The following is a 16293-nucleotide window of genomic DNA, read 5'->3' as shown; positions in this document are numbered from 1 at the left end:
TAGCCTCGATATTTCATGGGGTTCTGGCGTGTCTTCGGGTGCCGTGTTTTAGGTGGGTTTGACGGTTGGTGGCGTGGGTTTGGCCCGGCTGTCGCGTCGGGTGTGCGGGGGTCCGATGTCCTTGGGTGGTAGGGATGTGGGCCAGGGTTAGGTGGCTGGCCAGGGTGCGGTGCGGAGTCGGTCGAATGCGGCGGCGAGGTTGGGGGCCCAGGGCCAGTCGGTGTCGAGTCTGAGGTGCCGGCCGCGGGCGGTGCGGACGAGGACTGCGGCGGTGTGGAGGATCTGGTAGCGGAAGGTGGCTGGTTCGGTGCGGGCGAGGGTGTGGGTGAAGCAGACGGCCTGGGACCAGGTGATGAGGTCGGCGGCGGCCAGCGCGAGTTCGAGCCAGCAGGCGTTGGCTGTGTAGGCGTAGAACGGAAGGTTGCGCAGGCCGGTGTCTTTCCCGGTGCGGATCCGGTCCTCGACCCGGGCGTGGGCGCGGTGTTCCATCTCCAGGTCGGGGAGTTGACCACCGGGTGTGTCGGTGAGGAACGCGGTGAACCGGTGGCCGTCGATGTCGGTGAAGGTGAGCTGGGCGCCGGGGTGGGGGCGTTCTTTACGGACGATGACGCGGGACCCGGTTGGCCAGTTGTCGAGGTTGAGCAGGTCGGTGAGTTCGGCGACCCAGGCGCCGCGGCGGGGCTCACCGTCGGCGTTGTAGGCCTGTTGCCAGGCGTGTTTCGGGGTGGCCAGGATCGCTTGCTGCAGGTTCTCGTCGACGGAGAACCCGAGCGAGAACCCGATCCCGTGTTTGCGGAGCGCGGCGGCGAACACGTGGGTCGCACCGGCCGAATCAGCGCTGGCCATCACCTTGGGCGCGTCGACCGCCCCGGGCCGGGGCCGGACGTTCTCGGGCAGCGCGGCGATCGCCAGGTCCAGCACTGTCACGTGGTCGGCGGCGGTATTACTGCCGGCGTTGCCCGGCCGCAGCAGCCCGGCCAGCGCCTCTCCACCCGACATGTCGGGCCGGTCCAGGTAACACAGCAACGGGTGGAAGCCGTATCCCTTCTTCCAGGTGGGTGCGGCGTTCTCCTTGTCCGAGTGCGCGGTCAGCAGGGTCGCGTCGAAGAGCAGCCACAACTGCTCGGACAGGTCCGGGCCGGCACCGGCCGCCCAGGCCCGCTCCCGGGCTGTTGCGCGCGCGGCCCGCAACAGGTCCAGTTTGACCTCATCGACCTTGTCAACCACTCGCCACGCGGTCGGGTCGGATGCGACCGGCCCGAACAGTTTCGGCTGGTCCCGCAGTGTCCGCAGGTGCCGTAGCGCGTCGCCGCCGTCGGCGATCGTCACCGCCAAGTCCACCAGCACCTGGCCCGGTGCATGCAGCGGCGGCAACCGGTAGGTGTCGATCAGCGCTTCGGTCCACCCCTTCACCAGCCCGGTCTCGGCCGCCAACTCCCGCAACAGCGCGGTTCCGGCATGCGACACGATCCCCTTACCATCCGCCGACACCTTGAACCGACGCGCCGCCTTGCTAACCTTCACCTGAGAGTGCCTTCCTGCTCGGGATCCTTGGACCTTCGACAAGCCCAATTTTCCCTTACAGACAAGGCACTCTCGCCTTTTCAGCTCACGTGTCGCACCAATTTCTGTGAAACGCCGAGGCTAGCTATCCAGGTGATCGGAGGCTTGGTCGTTGCCGCCGTCGCGTTTGTGGCCGGACGACTGACTAAGTGAGTCGCCCAGGTGGGTGGGTTGTCACCACAGCCGGCCAGAAGGTGGAGTAGCGCTCGTGCGGCCCCAAACCGTGCCATTGGTGTGCCATTCGGGGTGGCCGGGGAGGGGTACTCCAGGCAGGAAGGGGCCGGTTGGGTATGCCGAGTTGAGCGTGGGCGGGGGAGTGGGCACGATTCCCAAGCTGAATATGCGGGTTCGATTCACGTCACCCGCTACACACCCTGAACCGCGTCGACTGGCGATGTAAGACGACCACCGTCATGCGTCAGCGGAGCCTGCCACCGCGCTCAGCGCGTCCAAGCTGGTGCGGTACCACGTTCCCCATTGGGTGAAGGCGTGTAGGTCACTGCCTCGGCAGGTGTAACGCAGGCGCTGTGTCTCCATGCCATCGGGCAGGACGATGCGGCACTGCCCGCCCACACGGCGCACACCGTCGTGGCCGATATGCAACAGCGTCACGACGTCGTACTCGGGACCCCAGCCAGCCAGGAGCGCGCGGTCTGCGCCCCTCACCAGCATGTTGTGCGCGGACCTATATGGAGACGCCCCGAGGTCGCTGACCTTGTCCCCTGACGCCGACAGGATGCGAAAGTCCGTGTAGGGGCAGAAGTGGGCGGTCTCGCGGTGAAGGTTGAGCGTGTAGCAGTCGGAGATGTACGGGAGCCCGGCGTCTCTCGGGTAGAGCCAGTCAACAGTCAGATCATGGTTGAAGCGTGCAAGGCCATGCCCCTCCGGGCCGCTTCCGCCCATCGCTTCATCGAAATATCCGGCCCACACCTTGCCGGACGGCGTCGTTTGAAGCTCCTCGATGGCATCGCCGAGGTGGCCTCGGTGCTCCAGATCGCCGTTGCGAGTCCACACCTCACCGTTTGACTCACCATGCCCAGCCCGCGCTGCTGCCAAGAGGACGCGCCCCCCAGGAAGCGGTTGCACGAACCACACCCGAAGCTCGGTCTCCACGGCGATGGCACCGCCGAGCTCCTTACCACCGAGGTGCCAGGTCACCTGCTTGCGCCGGGGGTCCTGCCGGTGTGACCAGACACCGAAGGCCGTGCCATCAGGCCCAACTCCCACAGCCTCAGGTTCGGACTGCATCTCCGCCCGGTCTGAGGGCATCAAGTACCCGTGGTGTTCCAACGGCACGATCGGCAGCTTCAAGACCTCCAGTCGCCGCCGAAGGTTGGCTTGGTCGCGTTCAGCTTGTGTTGTTCTCATCACGGGCATCATCCGCCATGCGGCAACCGACTTCGAGGGATCCGCGTGACATACGGCAGGCCAACAGGGGCACTCCGGGCCACTCGGGACCGCTCTGAGCTGGCGCAGAGCCCAGGTGCCAGCAGCTTTCGTACGATTCTCAAGCTGATGTTCTGTACCCCAGTCGTACCCCAACGGTCCCTTACGATCGGCCCATCTGCGCTCTTGGTGGCTCCAGGCCCGAGGCGCTGCCCTGCTGCCGGGTGTGTGGTGCAGGCTCCTACGGATCAGAAGGTTGGGGGTTCGAATCCCTCCGAGCGCGTAAGCAAAACCCCAGGCCACCAGGTGGATGACCTGGGGTTTTGTCATCCCGGGGACTGTGGATCAACCCGCACGCGCCCAGCTAGGCCCGCTCCTCCGTCGCGTGCCACACCGGGTGCTCCCACCCACCCCGGGCGCGTGCTGCGCCCCCTGAACCGCACGGTGCTGCGCCCGCTTCTCGACAGCACCCTGGACCTGCTACCTCGCCAAGGGTGGACAGCTCTACAACAACCAGGCACCCAGGCTGCCGCGGCAATGCCGCCTCGGCGAGCAGAATCGGCGCCCCCGGATCTGTCGTGTTCCGGGCGGTCATGCTGATGCCGATGTCCACCATCAAGTGGCGGACGGGAAACGCTGAGTGGGGTTAGGCGCTGGCGCTCAGGAGTTCGGCCAGTGGCGACCTGACGTCGGCAGGGTAGAGACCCAGCTCGTCGAACTCGTCAGCCCCGGCCCACATCAGCTCGAAGCTGTCTTCTGGGCCATGCGCCTCGGCCTCGTCACCGGACAAGACTGGTGTGCCCGTGACTTCGGTCATCAGGAAATAGGACGCGGGCCTACCGTTGTGCTTGCCGGTCCACAGCAACCGGTCGATTCGGGCCGTGAGAGTGGTCTCCTCGTTCAGCTCCCGCAAGGCTGTTGTTTCGGGCGTCTCGCCTTCCTCGACATGCCCACCTGGCAGCACCGCGTAGTGGTGGCCAGGACAGTCCGGGCCCTTCCAGTCGCTGGCTTCGCACATGACGCAGGCGCTGGCTGACTTGTGCCGCAAGTAGCGCTTGATCACGAGTGCTCGACGGCCTTCGGTAACTACGGCGGCTGCTCTTGGAATCGGCATACCGCGGAGGTTGCCAGGCTGATCCGACAATTCCTTCGCGTGATAACTCGTTCAACGGTCAGCGCCCCTGCTAACAGCCCGTCGGCTATGCGGAAAACATCTTCCAGTGCCCTTCGGAGATGACCTCGACACTGCCGTCGGTCACCTTGATGGCGGTCTGGTCGTCGATGGCGTAGGTCGGACCTGCGATGCCGGCCGCCCATCTCTGCGCGTCGGCCATGGTGTTCTCCGGCATCTGCTCGTGGTCCAGGTGCGGGAAGATCGAGAAGTCGACGACTCCAAGCGTGCGGTCGTCCGGCGCAGACGGCCACGAGACGAAGTCGTCACCGATCCGCGGTGTCATCACCATGCTGCCGGCACTCATCCCTACCCAGACCGTCTCGGGCAGCGACTGCATGAATCGCGACAGCCCTGACTGCCGCATCCAGTGGCACAGGTACGTCGCGTCGCCGCCGTCCACCAGCAGCACGTCGGCCTCTCGGACCCAGGGCACCCACCGCTCCTCGCCGATGCTGGGCAGCGCGGTGAGTTCGAGGACGCCCACGGATTCCCAGCCCAGGCTGGACATGTGCCACGGAGGCTCGCCGGTGACGAAGCGCCGCACCGTGGCGGGCCCGAGCATCGGGTGGCCCCACTGCGCCGTGGGGATGCAGAGCGCACGGGACTCGGAGATCGACTTGCCCAGCAGATCGACCAGCGCTTCGCGGATGCTCCCGTTCGTAATGCCTCCGGATGTGAGAAGGAGCTTCACAACGCCTCCCGAGTTGAGTGCGACGGATCCGTGCGGCGTACAAACCGTGGACCTGTCATCGCCTGACTCCTTGTCTTGCCCTGTGGCGCCCTCGACTGGCCACCATTCACCTGTTCCACGAACACTACGTACCGGATCCGACAACCCTGCCTTAAGGATTCGGCCGGCCTCCGCATGCGCGCGCCGTACTTGGCATGAGCGGACGAGCGTCGCACCCCCGGTCTCCTAGACGAGGTGTCAACCGTCAGGTGGCACCGAACCGTCAAGCATCAACTGGCACGACATGACCCTCTGCCTGGCTACCTGCCGCAGCAAAGGGATCGCGCTCACCGCCTCGTCTCGTACCTGGTCAGCACCACGCCGCCGGGAAACGTCCGCGTCTCCACCAGGTTCAGGTTCACCCAGCTGTCCAGCGCGGTGAAGAACGGTGTGCCGCCGCCCACTAGTACCGGATGGGTGACGATCTCGTACTCGTCGACCAGCCCGGCCCGCATGGCCGCCCCAGCGAGCGTGGCGCCACCGACCCTCATCGGCTCGCCGTCGTCGGCCTTGAGTCGGGTGATCTCCGCTACGGCGTCGCCGGTGACCAGGCGGGTGTTCCAGTCGACCTTGTCGATCGTCGAGGAGAACACCACCTTCGGCGTGTCCCGCCAGTTCCGCGCGAACTCGATCTGCGCCGGGGTGGCGTCGGGCTGCTGGTCGCCGGTCGGCCAGTGGGAACTCATCGTCTCCCACAGCTTGCGCCCGTACATCAACAGCCCGATCGCCAACTCCCGGTCGAGCCACCACTGAAACAGCTCGTCGCTCGGCACGCCCCAGCCGATGTCGTCGCCGGGCGCGGCGATGTAGCCGTCCAGGGTCAGGTTCATACCGTAGATCAGCTTCCGCATGGCGCAATGCCTTTCTGTTAGTCCGGCGGCCTCTCTCCGGCCCCGTCACCCGTACTACGAACGCCTCACTCCGGATCCGACAGGTCGTTGGCAGAAATTCCCACGAGGCTTCTCCGTCGGCGCCTATACGGCAGTGGCACTTGCTGGGGCCTGCGTCGATGAGCTCCTTGGACTCCGGGAATGGGCCGGTCTCGGGAGTCTAGATCGGCTCGGCGCAGGAAGCTGATCAATGCGGGAGCTGAGTTCGGCGGTAGTCATTCGTGCTCGGTGTGCGCATCGGCGCCCATTCGGCCGCTCAGCCCGGTAGATGCCTGCAGTTAACGTGCAATCAGCAGCAGCCACGGTTGGTCCCCGATCCGTCGGTCAGCCTCTAGGGCCGGTGGTAGCAAGGTCGGCGAAAGGTAGGGGGCAGGTTGGGTTGTGGGCGCAGTCGATCAGGTCGTCACAGCCCGCGTCGAGCGCAGTACGCAGGCTGCCTGCGATCACGTTGAGGTCCGCAATCTTCGCCTCCACGTCAACGAGCTTCTCCCGTGCCCGAGCTTGGAGACCGGCATCGGGCTTCCGGCCGTGGTGGTGTTGGCCGGCCTCGAGTAGGTCGGAGATCTCCTCCAGAGTGAATCCGAGTCGCTGCGCCGCTTTGATGACCCGGAGCACGGTGACGGTCCCCGGTGGATAGAGCCGATGGCCGCCAGGGCTGCGGTCCGGTTCGGCCAGCAGGCCGCGCCGTTCGTAGTACCGGAGGGTTTGTTGGTTGACACCCGCTGCCTCGGCGATCTGTCCGGTACGGAGCCAGGTCCCAGTCACAGTGACAGCCCAGCCGCGCTCGCTGCTCTCGCCGCTAGGGCGTCCAGTACGCCGACGTGCGCCGGGGGAACGGTCACCTGAAGCTGTAGCTTCCCGCTGTCACCCGGTGAGAAGGTGAATCCGAAGAAGGAGCAGCAGCTTGACTCACGCGCAGCCAAGTCCCGTGCTGTCTCTTCGGTCGCCGAATCCAGTGTCAGCGTCAGCGCAGTCGGGGCCTGGCGCTCCAGCTCTCGCAGACCTTCAGCGAACAGGTTGTCGAACTCGGCGATCCGGAGAGGTTGTTCGGCCGTCGGGAGGGTGCAGGCTTGCGGAGCCCAGCTCCCCTCGTCGGCGTTCGTCGGATCCAGAGGTTCTGTGGTCATGTCTTGACGGTAAACCTGTACCTAGGTATCGAGTGCAAGTCCTTGCCTGATCTTGATCCGACCGGCTGCCGGGATGGACCGCTGCCTGGTAAGGGCGTCTGGATCATCGGTGGCTACGGCCGGGCGGTTGTGCGCCTGGGATTGGCTTGCTGGACCAACTGGTACGTCAACCGCCGATCAGCGTGCTTTAGCCGGGTGGGGGGCTACCTTCACGTCGACTATCGCGTGGTCCGCTAGGCGCCCCTTCGGCCAGAGAGGTATGTCTTCGTCGCGGGTGTGACACCCGCCGTCCGGCGTATCGTCGGGGCGGGAGGCGAGATGACGACGTTGACGGTTGCGGCTGTGCAAGCGGCTTACGTGCTGATGGATCGCGAGGCAACGCTTGCCAAGGTGGAGGAGTTGCTGGCCGACTCCGCAGTACAGGCGGCCGACCTGGTCGTGTTTCCCGAGGCGTTCGTGCCTGGTACTCCGATCTGGATCGACGGGCCGCCGATCTGGGACGGTGACGAGCAGTGGTTCGCGATGCTGGCCGATCAGGCTGTCGTCGTACCGAGCGACACCACCGACCGGCTCGGGGCAGCGGCTCGGCGAGCGGGGGTCTATCTCGTGATCGGAGTCAACGAACGCGAGGCCACGGGGAGCACGATCTACAACACGTTGCTGTACTTCGATGCCGACGGCAACCTCATCGGCAAGCATCGCAAGCTGATGCCGACCGGTTCGGAGCGCACCGTGTGGGGTATGGGCGACGGCTCGATGCTCGAAACCTACCCGACTCCCTTCGGTCGCATCGGGGGGCTGATCTGCTGGGAGAACTACATGCCGCTGGCCCGGTTCTACCTCTACTCACAGGGTGTCGACGTATGGGTGGCACCGACGCTGGCGAGAGGTGACGGCTGGATCGCGACTATGCGACACATAGCCCGAGAAGGCCGCTGCTACGTGATCGGTGTGAACCCGTGCCTGCATTCCGACCAGATTCCGGCCGATTTTCCCGACCGGGACCGGGTATGGCGGAACGATCCGGACGAGCCTGGCTGGGTCGAGCCCGGCAACACGGTGATCGTGGGCCCGAACGGAGAGATCCTTGCCGGACCTGCCAGGCACGCCGAGACCGTCTTGGTCGCCGAACTGGATCTCGCCAAGGTACGTTCGGCGCGGCGAATGTTCGACCCGGTCGGCCATTACCACCGCCCCGACGTCTTCCGGCTCGCCGTCGACACCACGCCGCGGCCGGTTGTCACCACATTCCGCACCGGCCTCACCGACGAATGAGCATCTTCTCGGCCCGGCCACTGCCGATCGAGCAAGCCAGTCAGCAGTGTTCTGGCCTCGGCTCCGTAGACCGCGGCGCCCTGCCAGGTGGCTCGAAAACGCGTTCGTAGGCGCCGATCTCGTCGGCCTGGCTGACGTTGAGCACGGCCGTGAACCGTTCGACCAGGACGAGGGCGTAGCTGACCAATAGCGCAGGCCTGATCGACGCCCAGACGCGAGTCCGCAGTCAGAATGTCGCGATTGGGTTGACTGGGCTGCCGGATGTGCCGGCGAAGCGGACTGGGGCGACTGTGAGGTGGAAGTCCCATTGGTCGAGCTCGGCGGCTGTTGTTGCGCAGGCCTCCAGGTCGCAGTTGTCGAGCATCCATAGGCCCATTGCGACGAGGCTCACGGCGTGTACCGGCATCAACACGTCGTCGTACCCCGAGGGCTGAACGTCCTGCGGAGTGTCGGCGCCGATCAGCGCGACCTCGCGTTCCTGCAGCCATGGCAGGCAGGACGCGTGCCAGCCGGCCTGCGTGAATCCGCTGGTCGCACCGGCCTCGTGCCGGGCGCGGCCATAGCCGGTGCGCAGGAGTACCGCATCGCCGGATTGCACCCGCACGCCCTGGCGACGCTCGGCCTTCTCGAGATCCTCGGGAAACACGCCCTGCCCCGGTTCCAGCCACGGCACGTCGCGGACCCTCGCAATGTCCAGCAGGACACCACGCGTGATGATTCCGTTCGCTGCCGCGGTGACAGCCGCCCACGCTGATCCCGTTTCGGCGTCGACCAGCGAGTGCGGGCGCCCGTTGTACATCGTGCCGTCCCAGTAGAGGTGGCACGGCGAGTCGACGTGGGTGATCGTGTTGCCGTGGAACATGATGCCGAGCCGCTCGTTCGAAAAGCCCCAGCGCCGGTCATTGCGGAAAGGCGCCGGCATGTTCTCGGCGCCCGGCATGTCGGCGGCGCACGGGCACGTCGTGGTCGACCGCTCCATTTCTCCCGGTACGGCGACCTCCCACGCGCACGACACGCTCCTGCCGTGGCGCACGGCCCGTGCCGCCGCCAGCCGGACGTCGTCGGTGATGTGGTTCAGCGTGCCGAGTTCGTCGTCGTCGCCCCACCGCCCCCAGTTCGACAGCGTGTCGAAGTACCCGAGTACGTCGTCCTGCGTCGGCATCGGTCGCGCTGCCGTCATCCCAGCATCAACTCCTCCGGTCACGTTGCCCGCTCGATTGATCTATCGCATGCAAAGCTTCGAGTCCAACCTGGGCGCGACCCGGGCGGCCCGCGTCGTCGGAACCTAAACACAGGAAGCCGCCATCCGGCCAGGATTTCGAATTTTCTTGAAGGACCATCGCGATGGGAGCCGCATGGGTGACGTTGTCGTTGTCCAGATGTCGGGAGTACCGGGAGCCGGCAAGACAACCATCGCTCGCGAGTTGGTCCGCCGCCGTCGCCTGGTTGCGATAGACCGCGACGTCGTACTGACCGCGATGCTGGACAGTGACGGCGCAGAGAAACTGGATGGTGACGGCACCTTCACCTTCGCCCGGGTGGCTAGCTACAGCGTGGTGAAGGCGATGGCCGACGACGTACTGGCGCAGGGGCTCGGCGTGATCATCGACAGCCCGTGCTTCTACGAGGAGTTGCTGGCGGCCGGGCAGGCGCTCGCGGCGAAGTACGGGGTGGCTTACCGCTACATCGAATGCGTCGCCGAGGACATCGGCCTGCTTGATACACGCTTGCGGGCCCGGCCTGCGCTGCGCAGCCAGCGGCCCTCCGTTGACGCGCCACCGATCGACCTGGCACCCGATCGCGAGCGCACCGGTGCGGATCTGTTCGCCGACGGGATCGCGAACATGAAGCGGCCGGATACGTACCTTCGGCTCGACACGACCCAGCCGTTGGACGAGTGCGTCGCGAAGGCCTTGGCATTCCTCGACAGCGCCGATGCGTGAGCCCGCGTACGACTGCGTGTGTAGCACGACATCGATAGGCGGGGATCATGGAAGTATGGCAACGCCACGCGCGCGATGGCGGCAAGCCGACGACGAACGTAGTCACAGGGTCGCGTGCAGGCAGGGATCTGCCGGCGACCGGCTAGCGTGAAGCGACGGGGCGGTAGCGTACGTCGATCGCGGTGCGCGGGGCGTCGCCGTTCAGGGGCTCTAGCTTGATGGGGGTGCCGCCGGCGTTGTCGAAGAAGCGGACTCCGTTGCCGAGGAGGACCGGGACGATGTGTAGGTGGATCTCGTCGATCAGTCCGCGTTCGAGTAGCTGACTGCCGATCGATCCGGAGAAGATCGCGAGGTTCTTGCCGCCCGCTCCCTCCAGCGCGATTCGGGCCGCCTCGGCCACGTCGCAGTTGAGGAAGGTGGCGCCCTCAGCGGGTTGGGCGTCTTCGGGATGGTGGGTGAGGATGAACACCGGCCCTCCCATCGCGCCGCCGTACGGGGCGCTGGGATCGGGGAGGGCGTCCCAGCCTTTGCGGCCGCCCAGGATCGCGCCGATGCTTGCGGCGTACTCCTCGACGATGCCGGGGCGGAAGTCCACTCCCGCGAACCAGCCGATGGGGTCCTCGCCGGCGTCGGCGATGAAGCCGTCAAGGGACATCACGAAGTGCAGAAGCACCTTGCCGGTACCCAGTGGCGTTGGGTCGTCGTGCTGCTGAGGATCTGCTGGGTTCATGAAGAGAGCCGCCCGTCTGAATCGTGAACGTATGTTCATGAACACTAGTTCATGATAGATTTCAGCGTCAACACCTCGGAGGACGGATGCCACGCCCCGCCACGGACATCGACGCGCTGCGTACCAATCTCCTCGAGCACGCGCGAGCCGTGATCGCGCGCGATGGCCTGGAACGCCTGACGATGAGGGCTCTCGCTGCCGAAGCGGGTAGCGCCGTCGGGCTGTCGTACAAGGCGTTCTCGTCACGCGATGAGTTGGTCTGGGAGCTGACCTTGGCCTCGATGGTCGAGCTCACCCAGCAGCTCGACGACTGGGTGACCAGGCCGGGAGGCGCGTTGGCGGACCGGCTGATGGAGTTCTCCGATCTTCACTTCGCCTCGCTGGCGCCGGTGCTTGTCGACCACATCACCCGCGGTCCGCGACGTGAAGAACTCTTCCGTACGGCGGCCGACGCCGGGCTCACCAGGTCATGGGCAGCGCTCATGACCGAGTTCCTCAAGACCCGGCAGCGCGCGGGCGACGTACGGGGCGACGTCGATGTCGAAGCGTTCGCATTCATCATCACCGCGGCGATGCATCACGTCCTAGTCACCGAGAAGCCATTCACCACTCCGGACCGCCCCACGCTCGCCCGGCACATCGCCGGAGTCGCCGCGCAAATCACCGTCGGCCAGGCTCGCAGAGTTCTTGACGACTCCGGCCGTTCCCTGGCCTTAGGAGGTGTAGAAGTGGGACAGGATCGGGCCTAGGAGTGCCGGGTCGGCGACGTGGCCGGCGACTTTGATGGTGTGTCGGTGGGCGTCTGGCAGGTAGGCGGCAGCAGCGTCGGCGGCGGCGGCGCCGAAGAAGTCGACCGGTAGCCCGGCTGAGTGCGGGTCGACGGTTGCGCCGGTGGTTAGCAGTACCGGCTGGGAGACCTTCGCCAGTCGGTCTGCGGGTGGTGGGCCGTCGCCGAGGCAGGCGGCGTCGTACCGGAGGGTTGGTGCGAGCGCTACCAGTGCGGGCCAGACCGGGGCCGCCTCGGCGCCGGCGATGTCTTCCTCCGAGGAACCGGCCAGTCGCATGAAGAGCCGTAGCGCCTGATCGCGGTCGCCGGCGTTCAGCGCGGCGTCGAGGTCGTCGACGTAGCCTCGCCAGCCCGCGAGCAGTTCGTCACCCAGCAGGTAGGGCACCTCGTGTACTGCGATCCGGTCGATGGGCAGCCCGGCGGCGGCTGCCTCCAGCGCGAGCGCGCCGCCGGAGGACGCGCCGAACACGTGCGCCCTGCCGCCGGCCGCCTCGATGACGGCTGCGAGGTCCTCGATCTCGCGTTCTACGGCGTACGGCGAGGTGTCGCCGCTGTCGCCGCGGGCGCGGCGCCGGTAGTTGACCACGGCAAAGGTCTCGGCCAGCCATTCGCCTAGCGGGACGTTCTCGGTGCCGTCGTCGAGGCCACCGCCGACGAGTACTAGGGAGGGTCCGTCGTCGCTCAGGCGGTCGTAGCCGATGGTCGTGCCATCAGCCGAGGTCACATGCGGCATCATCGTCTCCTCAGGTAGACTACTCCTACTTTAGGAGTAACAAGTCCTTGATGGGAAGTGCAACGTGCGCAGCTACCGGGATCTGTGCGGCATCGCCCGCGCCCTGGACCTCGTAGGCGAGCGGTGGGCGTTGCTCGTGGTCCGCGAACTGTTGTTCGGGCCCAAGCGGTTCGCTGACCTGCATCGTGGGCTGCCCGGCATGAGCCAGAACGTACTGACGCAGCGGCTGCGCGAGCTCGAGGACTCCGGCGTACTGGCCCGCCGGCGTTCCCTCCCGCCGGGCGCCGGGCTGGTCTACGAGTTGTCCGATCGTGGACGGGCGCTCGAACCGGTGCTCTTGGCGCTGGGGCAGTGGGGCAGCCCTCTGCCGCCAGTTCCCGAGTCGGCGACGGAGCTGAGCCCGGACGCGCTGGTCGTCGCCCTGCGGACTACGTTCGACCCGATCGCTGCGGACGACCTGCACTGCTCCGTCCAACTCGAGTTGCCCGGTGACGCGTTCCACCTCGCGGTGAAGGACGGGAGGCTCACCGCAGTTCGGGGCACGGCCGACGCTGACGCCGTACTCACCGCCTCGGTACGCACGGTCCAGGACCTCGTGTTCGACGGACGCAAACTCCGCGACGTCATCCGATCCGGCGATGCGACCACAGCAGGTGACGCAGCCGTACTACGACGCTTCCTCGCCGCATTCGACGACCACCGCGCCGGATAGTTCGCAGTACCGCGCGACAAAGGACACCGTGTACCGATTTGCTGACACTATTGCGGGCATGGATCGAGGACTGACCCTTCGGGCAACGGCAGAATCAGGCGACACGATCGACGATCCCTCGGAGGATGCGCTGTTCCTGATGTTCGAGGACATCGAGGCGGGGGAGAGTTCCTTCCTGATCGTCGACCGCCTGGCGGATCCGTCGGGGCAGGTTTACGCGCAGACCTCCCGCAATCCCGACGGAAGCTACATCGTCGAGTATCGAGACGGTGGCCCCGAACGCCACTACGGGACCGTGGTCAGCGACATGCGTTCAGCCCACTCCCTGGTGACAGGCTGGGCGTTCGATCTGCCGGGCTGGCGCGATTCCGCACGGTGGCGAAGCGTCGAAACGTAGCCCGAGCTACTTGGTCGGTGCCGGCAGGTTTCGGTCGAGGTGGTCGGCGTGGAAGAGGGCCTGGTCCAGCAGGCCTTTTACGTGGTCGTCGGCTGCGGAGTAGTAGACGAACGTTCCTTCGCGGCGGCCTCTGACCAAGCCCGCGAGTCGCAGTTTGGCCAGGTGCTGGCTCACCGCGGTTGGTGCTACGCCGGCCAGTTCCGCCAGGCAGGCCACTGAGGATTCGCCCTGGAGGAGGGCCCACAGGACCTTGATCCGGGTTGGGTCGGCCAGGAGCCGGAACGACTCGGCCGCCAGGTGGACCTGTTCGTCGTTCGGCATCTCGAAGTTCTCGATCGACGAGTGCATGTCGTGAGTCTAGCCAGTACCTGCTTACCTGCCTGCTTGCGTACCTGCATGCATGCGCAGGTACGCTGCTCCGGTGACTATCGACACCAAGGCCCCGACCGCAACTGAAGGCCGTCTGCCAGTGCGGGTGGCGACCGGCGGCTGGTGGCGTAGCGCCTGGACCCTTCCGGAGGTCCGCTGGGCAACGGTTGCGACCGTGCTTTTTCTTGCTGGTCTCTTCGCCGAGCTGGCCGGCGGTCCGGGATGGGTGACCTGGTCGTTGTTCATCGCCTGCTACGTAGCCGGAGGGTGGGAACCGGGGTGGGCGGGGCTGCAAGAACTGCGCAACCGTCGGCTGGATGTCGACCTGCTGATGGTCGTCGCGGCGATCGGCGCGGCCGCGATCGGTCAGGTGCTCGACGGCGGGCTGTTGATCGTCATCTTCGCCACCTCCGGAGCGCTGGAGGCGGTCGCGACGAAACGCACCGAGGACTCCGTCCGCGGGCTGCTCGACCTCGCGCCCGACACTGCCACCCGGATCCGGCGGGCCGTGGAGACGGGCGACGGCGAGGAGACGGTACGGGTCGCAGACCTGGTCGTCGGGGATGAGGTCCTGGTCCGTCCGGGGGAGCGGATCGGCGCTGATGGCACGGTGATTGACGGCGCGAGCGAGGTGGATCAGGCGACCATCACGGGCGAGCCGCTTCCGGTGGACAAGCTGACCGGTGACGAGGTGTTCGCAGGAACCTTGAACGGCACCGGTGCGATGCGGATCCGGGTCGATCGGCCGGCCACGGAATCGGTCGTCGCACGGATCGCCGGCCTGGTCGAGGAGGCGGCGCGGACCAAGGCCAAGACGCAACTGTTCATCGAGAAGATCGAACAGCGGTACTCCGTGGGCATGGTCGCCGCCACGGTTGCTCTGTTCGTGATTCCGCTGCTGCTCGGTCAGCCGCTCACGCCGACGCTGCTTCGTGCGATGACGTTCATGATCGTCGCCTCGCCATGCGCCGTCGTACTGGCGACGATGCCGCCGCTGCTCGCCGCGATCGCGAACGCCGGCCGCCACGGCGTACTCGTGAAGTCGGCTGTTGTCATGGAGAAGCTCGGCGGCACCACTCAGGTTGCGCTCGACAAGACCGGCACTTTGACTCGTGGTACGCCGTACTTGGCCGAGGTCCGGCTGCTGCCCGGAGTACACCTCACTGAGGACGAAATCCTCACCCTCGCGGCTTCGGCCGAGCATCCCAGCGAACACCCGCTTGCTGCTGCGATTCTTCGTGCCGCGCGCGCTCGAGGCCTGGCGCTGCAGCCCGTTGAGGAGTTCACGGCTGCGCCGGGTCGAGGAGTTAGTGCTGTGGTTGGCGGCCGGGTGGTTCGTATCGGTGCGCCTGCAGCTTTTGCCGATGCTGAGACACAGGCTCGCGCGGACGTTGATGAGCTGGCTGAAGGCGGTGCGACCGCCGTGGTGATGGCGGTCGACGGCGAGCCTGTCGCGGTGCTTGGCATCGTGGATCAGATCCGGCCTGAGGCGGTCGACGCGGTACGGCGGATGGCGCAGCTCACCAGTCAGCGGCCGGTACTCATCACTGGAGACAACTCCGCTACTGCGGCTCAGGTTGCGGCAACTGTCGGCATCACCGACGTACGCGCCGGGCTACTGCCTGATGGCAAGGTCGCTGCGGTTCGTGAGCTTCAGGCGGGTGGGCAACGAGTCACTGTCGTTGGCGATGGCATCAACGACGCACCTGCTCTCGCGGCGGCACATGTGGGCATCGCGATGGGCGGCGCCAGATCCGACCTCACCCTGCAAACCGCGGACGGCATCGTGGTCCGTGACGACCTGAGCGCCATCCCCGCAGTCATCGCACTCTCCCGCCGAGCCCGCCGAGTCGTCACCGCAAACCTGATCATCGCGGGCACCTTCATCACCGGACTCGTCATCTGGGACCTCGTCGGCCACCTACCACTCCCCCTCGGAGTAGCCGGCCACGAAGGCTCAACAGTCATCGTCGGCCTCAACGGCCTACGCCTACTCCGCAACAAAGCCTGGAACCAAGCCGCCAGCGCCCACAATTCTCGCTGACAGCCGGGCAGGGCAGGTGTCACACTCGGGGCATGGGGCCGGTGTTCATCTTCGAAGTGCAGGACATCGACTCCGATTGGTGGGTCTCGGAAGTCGCGGTCGTGGCGGAGACCCGGCAGGAAGCCCTTCGGCGTATTCGTGATGCTGGATTGCACAAGAAGCAGATCGAGAACGGCGGACGTCCCACGGAGATCCAGGAGCTCGGAGCCTGGAAGGTGTTGTCGGAGAATCCGGCGGCGCTACTGCGCCGACGAGGTGACTGTGACGGCTGGGGTCAGTGGGAGCAGGTGCCTGAAGGGGTCTCGCTCGACTGGCGAATCAGCGGAGAAGCGCGGCGGGCTCATCCCCAGCGATAGCTCCTGGGACCTGCTGTCGCCGGTGTCACTCGCAGTACGGGGTCATCTTGAACGAATCGGCAGTACAGCCCGCATTC

General features: G+C 66.3%; 18 protein-coding genes. 7 read left to right on the top strand and 11 right to left on the bottom strand.

What is annotated here, in order from left to right; all coding sequences use genetic code 11:
• Positions 1 to 147: 147 nt before the first annotated feature.
• The 7 genes from A3ES_RS0120300 to A3ES_RS0120270 form a co-directional block, all read right to left on the bottom strand.
• The gene (locus tag A3ES_RS0120300; protein ID WP_020388679.1) at positions 148 to 1524 is read right to left on the bottom strand and encodes an IS1380 family transposase; all 1377 of its coding nucleotides are present in this window, start codon (positions 1522 to 1524) and stop codon (positions 148 to 150) included.
• 450 nt (positions 1525 to 1974) lie between these two features.
• On the bottom strand, positions 1975 to 2931 hold the full coding sequence (locus A3ES_RS0120295; protein WP_169501784.1) for a hypothetical protein: 957 nt from the start codon (positions 2929 to 2931) through the stop codon (positions 1975 to 1977).
• A 664-nt stretch (positions 2932 to 3595) separates the two neighbouring features.
• Positions 3596 to 4063, bottom strand: a complete 468-nt coding sequence (locus A3ES_RS0120290; RefSeq protein ID WP_026163038.1) for an NUDIX hydrolase — start codon at positions 4061 to 4063, stop codon at positions 3596 to 3598.
• Between the two features lie 85 nt (positions 4064 to 4148).
• On the bottom strand, positions 4149 to 4814 hold the full coding sequence (locus tag A3ES_RS0120285) for a Type 1 glutamine amidotransferase-like domain-containing protein (RefSeq protein ID WP_020388676.1): 666 nt from the start codon (positions 4812 to 4814) through the stop codon (positions 4149 to 4151).
• Positions 4815 to 5140: 326 nt separating this feature from the next.
• The gene (locus tag A3ES_RS0120280) at positions 5141 to 5704 is read right to left on the bottom strand and encodes a dihydrofolate reductase family protein (protein WP_020388675.1); all 564 of its coding nucleotides are present in this window, start codon (positions 5702 to 5704) and stop codon (positions 5141 to 5143) included.
• Positions 5705 to 6067: 363 nt separating this feature from the next.
• Positions 6068 to 6508 (bottom strand): MerR family transcriptional regulator, encoded by a 441-nt coding sequence (locus tag A3ES_RS0120275; protein ID WP_020388674.1) that lies wholly within the window; start codon positions 6506 to 6508, stop codon positions 6068 to 6070.
• On the bottom strand, positions 6505 to 6870 hold the full coding sequence (locus A3ES_RS0120270) for a hypothetical protein (protein WP_020388673.1): 366 nt from the start codon (positions 6868 to 6870) through the stop codon (positions 6505 to 6507). Before A3ES_RS0120270 ends, A3ES_RS0120275 begins: the two co-directional genes overlap by 4 nt.
• 318 nt (positions 6871 to 7188) lie before the next feature.
• On the opposite strand from A3ES_RS0120270, the gene A3ES_RS0120265 reads away from it, so the two are divergent.
• Positions 7189 to 8145, top strand: coding sequence for a carbon-nitrogen hydrolase family protein (locus A3ES_RS0120265; RefSeq protein WP_020388672.1), 957 nt, complete (start codon positions 7189 to 7191; stop codon positions 8143 to 8145).
• A gap of 226 nt (positions 8146 to 8371) precedes the next feature.
• On the opposite strand, the gene A3ES_RS0120255 is transcribed toward A3ES_RS0120265, so the two are convergent.
• Complete coding sequence (locus tag A3ES_RS0120255) at positions 8372 to 9325, bottom strand: cyclase family protein (RefSeq protein ID WP_020388670.1); 954 nt, start codon at positions 9323 to 9325, stop codon at positions 8372 to 8374.
• A gap of 175 nt (positions 9326 to 9500) precedes the next feature.
• Between A3ES_RS0120255 and A3ES_RS47730 the strand changes: the two genes are divergently transcribed.
• Positions 9501 to 10088 carry a P-loop nucleotide/nucleoside kinase family protein gene (locus A3ES_RS47730; protein ID WP_020388669.1) on the top strand — a complete coding sequence of 196 codons (588 nt, stop codon included), beginning with the start codon at positions 9501 to 9503 and terminating at the stop codon, positions 10086 to 10088.
• 142 nt (positions 10089 to 10230) lie between these two features.
• On the opposite strand, the gene A3ES_RS0120245 is transcribed toward A3ES_RS47730, so the two are convergent.
• Positions 10231 to 10818: a dihydrofolate reductase family protein gene (locus A3ES_RS0120245; RefSeq protein ID WP_020388668.1), complete on the bottom strand. Its 588-nt coding sequence runs from the start codon at positions 10816 to 10818 to the stop codon at positions 10231 to 10233.
• Between the two features lie 86 nt (positions 10819 to 10904).
• Here A3ES_RS0120245 and A3ES_RS0120240 point away from each other — a divergent pair, with 86 nt between their 5' ends.
• Positions 10905 to 11567 (top strand): TetR/AcrR family transcriptional regulator, encoded by a 663-nt coding sequence (locus tag A3ES_RS0120240; protein WP_020388667.1) that lies wholly within the window; start codon positions 10905 to 10907, stop codon positions 11565 to 11567.
• Here A3ES_RS0120240 and A3ES_RS0120235 read toward each other — a convergent pair.
• Complete coding sequence (locus A3ES_RS0120235; protein ID WP_020388666.1) at positions 11532 to 12338, bottom strand: alpha/beta fold hydrolase; 807 nt, start codon at positions 12336 to 12338, stop codon at positions 11532 to 11534. The two genes, A3ES_RS0120240 and A3ES_RS0120235, sit on opposite strands and share 36 nt — an antisense overlap.
• 64 nt (positions 12339 to 12402) lie before the next feature.
• On the opposite strand from A3ES_RS0120235, the gene A3ES_RS0120230 reads away from it, so the two are divergent.
• Entirely contained in the window at positions 12403 to 13050 is a 648-nt protein-coding gene (locus A3ES_RS0120230; protein WP_020388665.1) for a winged helix-turn-helix transcriptional regulator, read from the top strand.
• Positions 13051 to 13108: 58 nt separating this feature from the next.
• The gene (locus tag A3ES_RS47725; RefSeq protein ID WP_020388664.1) at positions 13109 to 13447 is read left to right on the top strand and encodes a hypothetical protein; all 339 of its coding nucleotides are present in this window, start codon (positions 13109 to 13111) and stop codon (positions 13445 to 13447) included.
• Between the two features lie 6 nt (positions 13448 to 13453).
• Here the strand turns inward: A3ES_RS47725 and A3ES_RS0120220 are convergent, their stop codons facing one another.
• The gene (locus A3ES_RS0120220; protein ID WP_020388663.1) at positions 13454 to 13795 is read right to left on the bottom strand and encodes an ArsR/SmtB family transcription factor; all 342 of its coding nucleotides are present in this window, start codon (positions 13793 to 13795) and stop codon (positions 13454 to 13456) included.
• 73 nt (positions 13796 to 13868) lie between these two features.
• On the opposite strand from A3ES_RS0120220, the gene A3ES_RS0120215 reads away from it, so the two are divergent.
• Both A3ES_RS0120215 and A3ES_RS0120210 read left to right on the top strand, forming a co-directional pair.
• Complete coding sequence (locus A3ES_RS0120215; RefSeq protein WP_020388662.1) at positions 13869 to 15860, top strand: heavy metal translocating P-type ATPase; 1992 nt, start codon at positions 13869 to 13871, stop codon at positions 15858 to 15860.
• 32 nt (positions 15861 to 15892) lie between these two features.
• A complete protein-coding gene (locus A3ES_RS0120210; RefSeq protein ID WP_020388661.1) occupies positions 15893 to 16216 on the top strand; it encodes a hypothetical protein in 324 nt (107 codons plus the stop codon).
• The last annotated feature ends 77 nt before the right edge of the window (positions 16217 to 16293 follow it).

The organism is Kribbella catacumbae DSM 19601, from assembly GCF_000372465.1.
GTDB classification, from domain to species: Bacteria; Actinomycetota; Actinomycetes; order Propionibacteriales; family Kribbellaceae; genus Kribbella; species Kribbella catacumbae.
This window is presented reverse-complemented; position numbering and strand designations above follow the sequence as displayed.

Excerpts from the sequence above, each read along its gene's own strand:
- A3ES_RS0120220 (WP_020388663.1), bottom strand. The coding sequence starts at position 13,795 with ATGCACTCGTCGATCGAGAACTTCGAGATGCCGAACGACGAACAGGTC.
- A3ES_RS0120235 (WP_020388666.1), bottom strand. The coding sequence starts at position 12,338 with ATGCCGCATGTGACCTCGGCTGATGGCACGACCATCGGCTACGACCGC.
- A3ES_RS0120240 (WP_020388667.1), top strand. The coding sequence starts at position 10,905 with ATGCCACGCCCCGCCACGGACATCGACGCGCTGCGTACCAATCTCCTC.
- A3ES_RS47725 (WP_020388664.1), top strand. The coding sequence starts at position 13,109 with ATGGATCGAGGACTGACCCTTCGGGCAACGGCAGAATCAGGCGACACG.
- A3ES_RS0120280 (WP_020388675.1), bottom strand. The coding sequence starts at position 5,704 with ATGCGGAAGCTGATCTACGGTATGAACCTGACCCTGGACGGCTACATC.
- A3ES_RS0120290 (WP_026163038.1), bottom strand. The coding sequence starts at position 4,063 with ATGCCGATTCCAAGAGCAGCCGCCGTAGTTACCGAAGGCCGTCGAGCA.
- A3ES_RS0120245 (WP_020388668.1), bottom strand. The coding sequence starts at position 10,818 with ATGAACCCAGCAGATCCTCAGCAGCACGACGACCCAACGCCACTGGGT.
- A3ES_RS0120295 (WP_169501784.1), bottom strand. The coding sequence starts at position 2,931 with ATGAGAACAACACAAGCTGAACGCGACCAAGCCAACCTTCGGCGGCGA.
- A3ES_RS47730 (WP_020388669.1), top strand. The coding sequence starts at position 9,501 with ATGGGTGACGTTGTCGTTGTCCAGATGTCGGGAGTACCGGGAGCCGGC.
- A3ES_RS0120270 (WP_020388673.1), bottom strand. The coding sequence starts at position 6,870 with ATGACCACAGAACCTCTGGATCCGACGAACGCCGACGAGGGGAGCTGG.
- A3ES_RS0120255 (WP_020388670.1), bottom strand. The coding sequence starts at position 9,325 with ATGACGGCAGCGCGACCGATGCCGACGCAGGACGACGTACTCGGGTAC.
- A3ES_RS0120210 (WP_020388661.1), top strand. The coding sequence starts at position 15,893 with ATGGGGCCGGTGTTCATCTTCGAAGTGCAGGACATCGACTCCGATTGG.
- A3ES_RS0120265 (WP_020388672.1), top strand. The coding sequence starts at position 7,189 with ATGACGACGTTGACGGTTGCGGCTGTGCAAGCGGCTTACGTGCTGATG.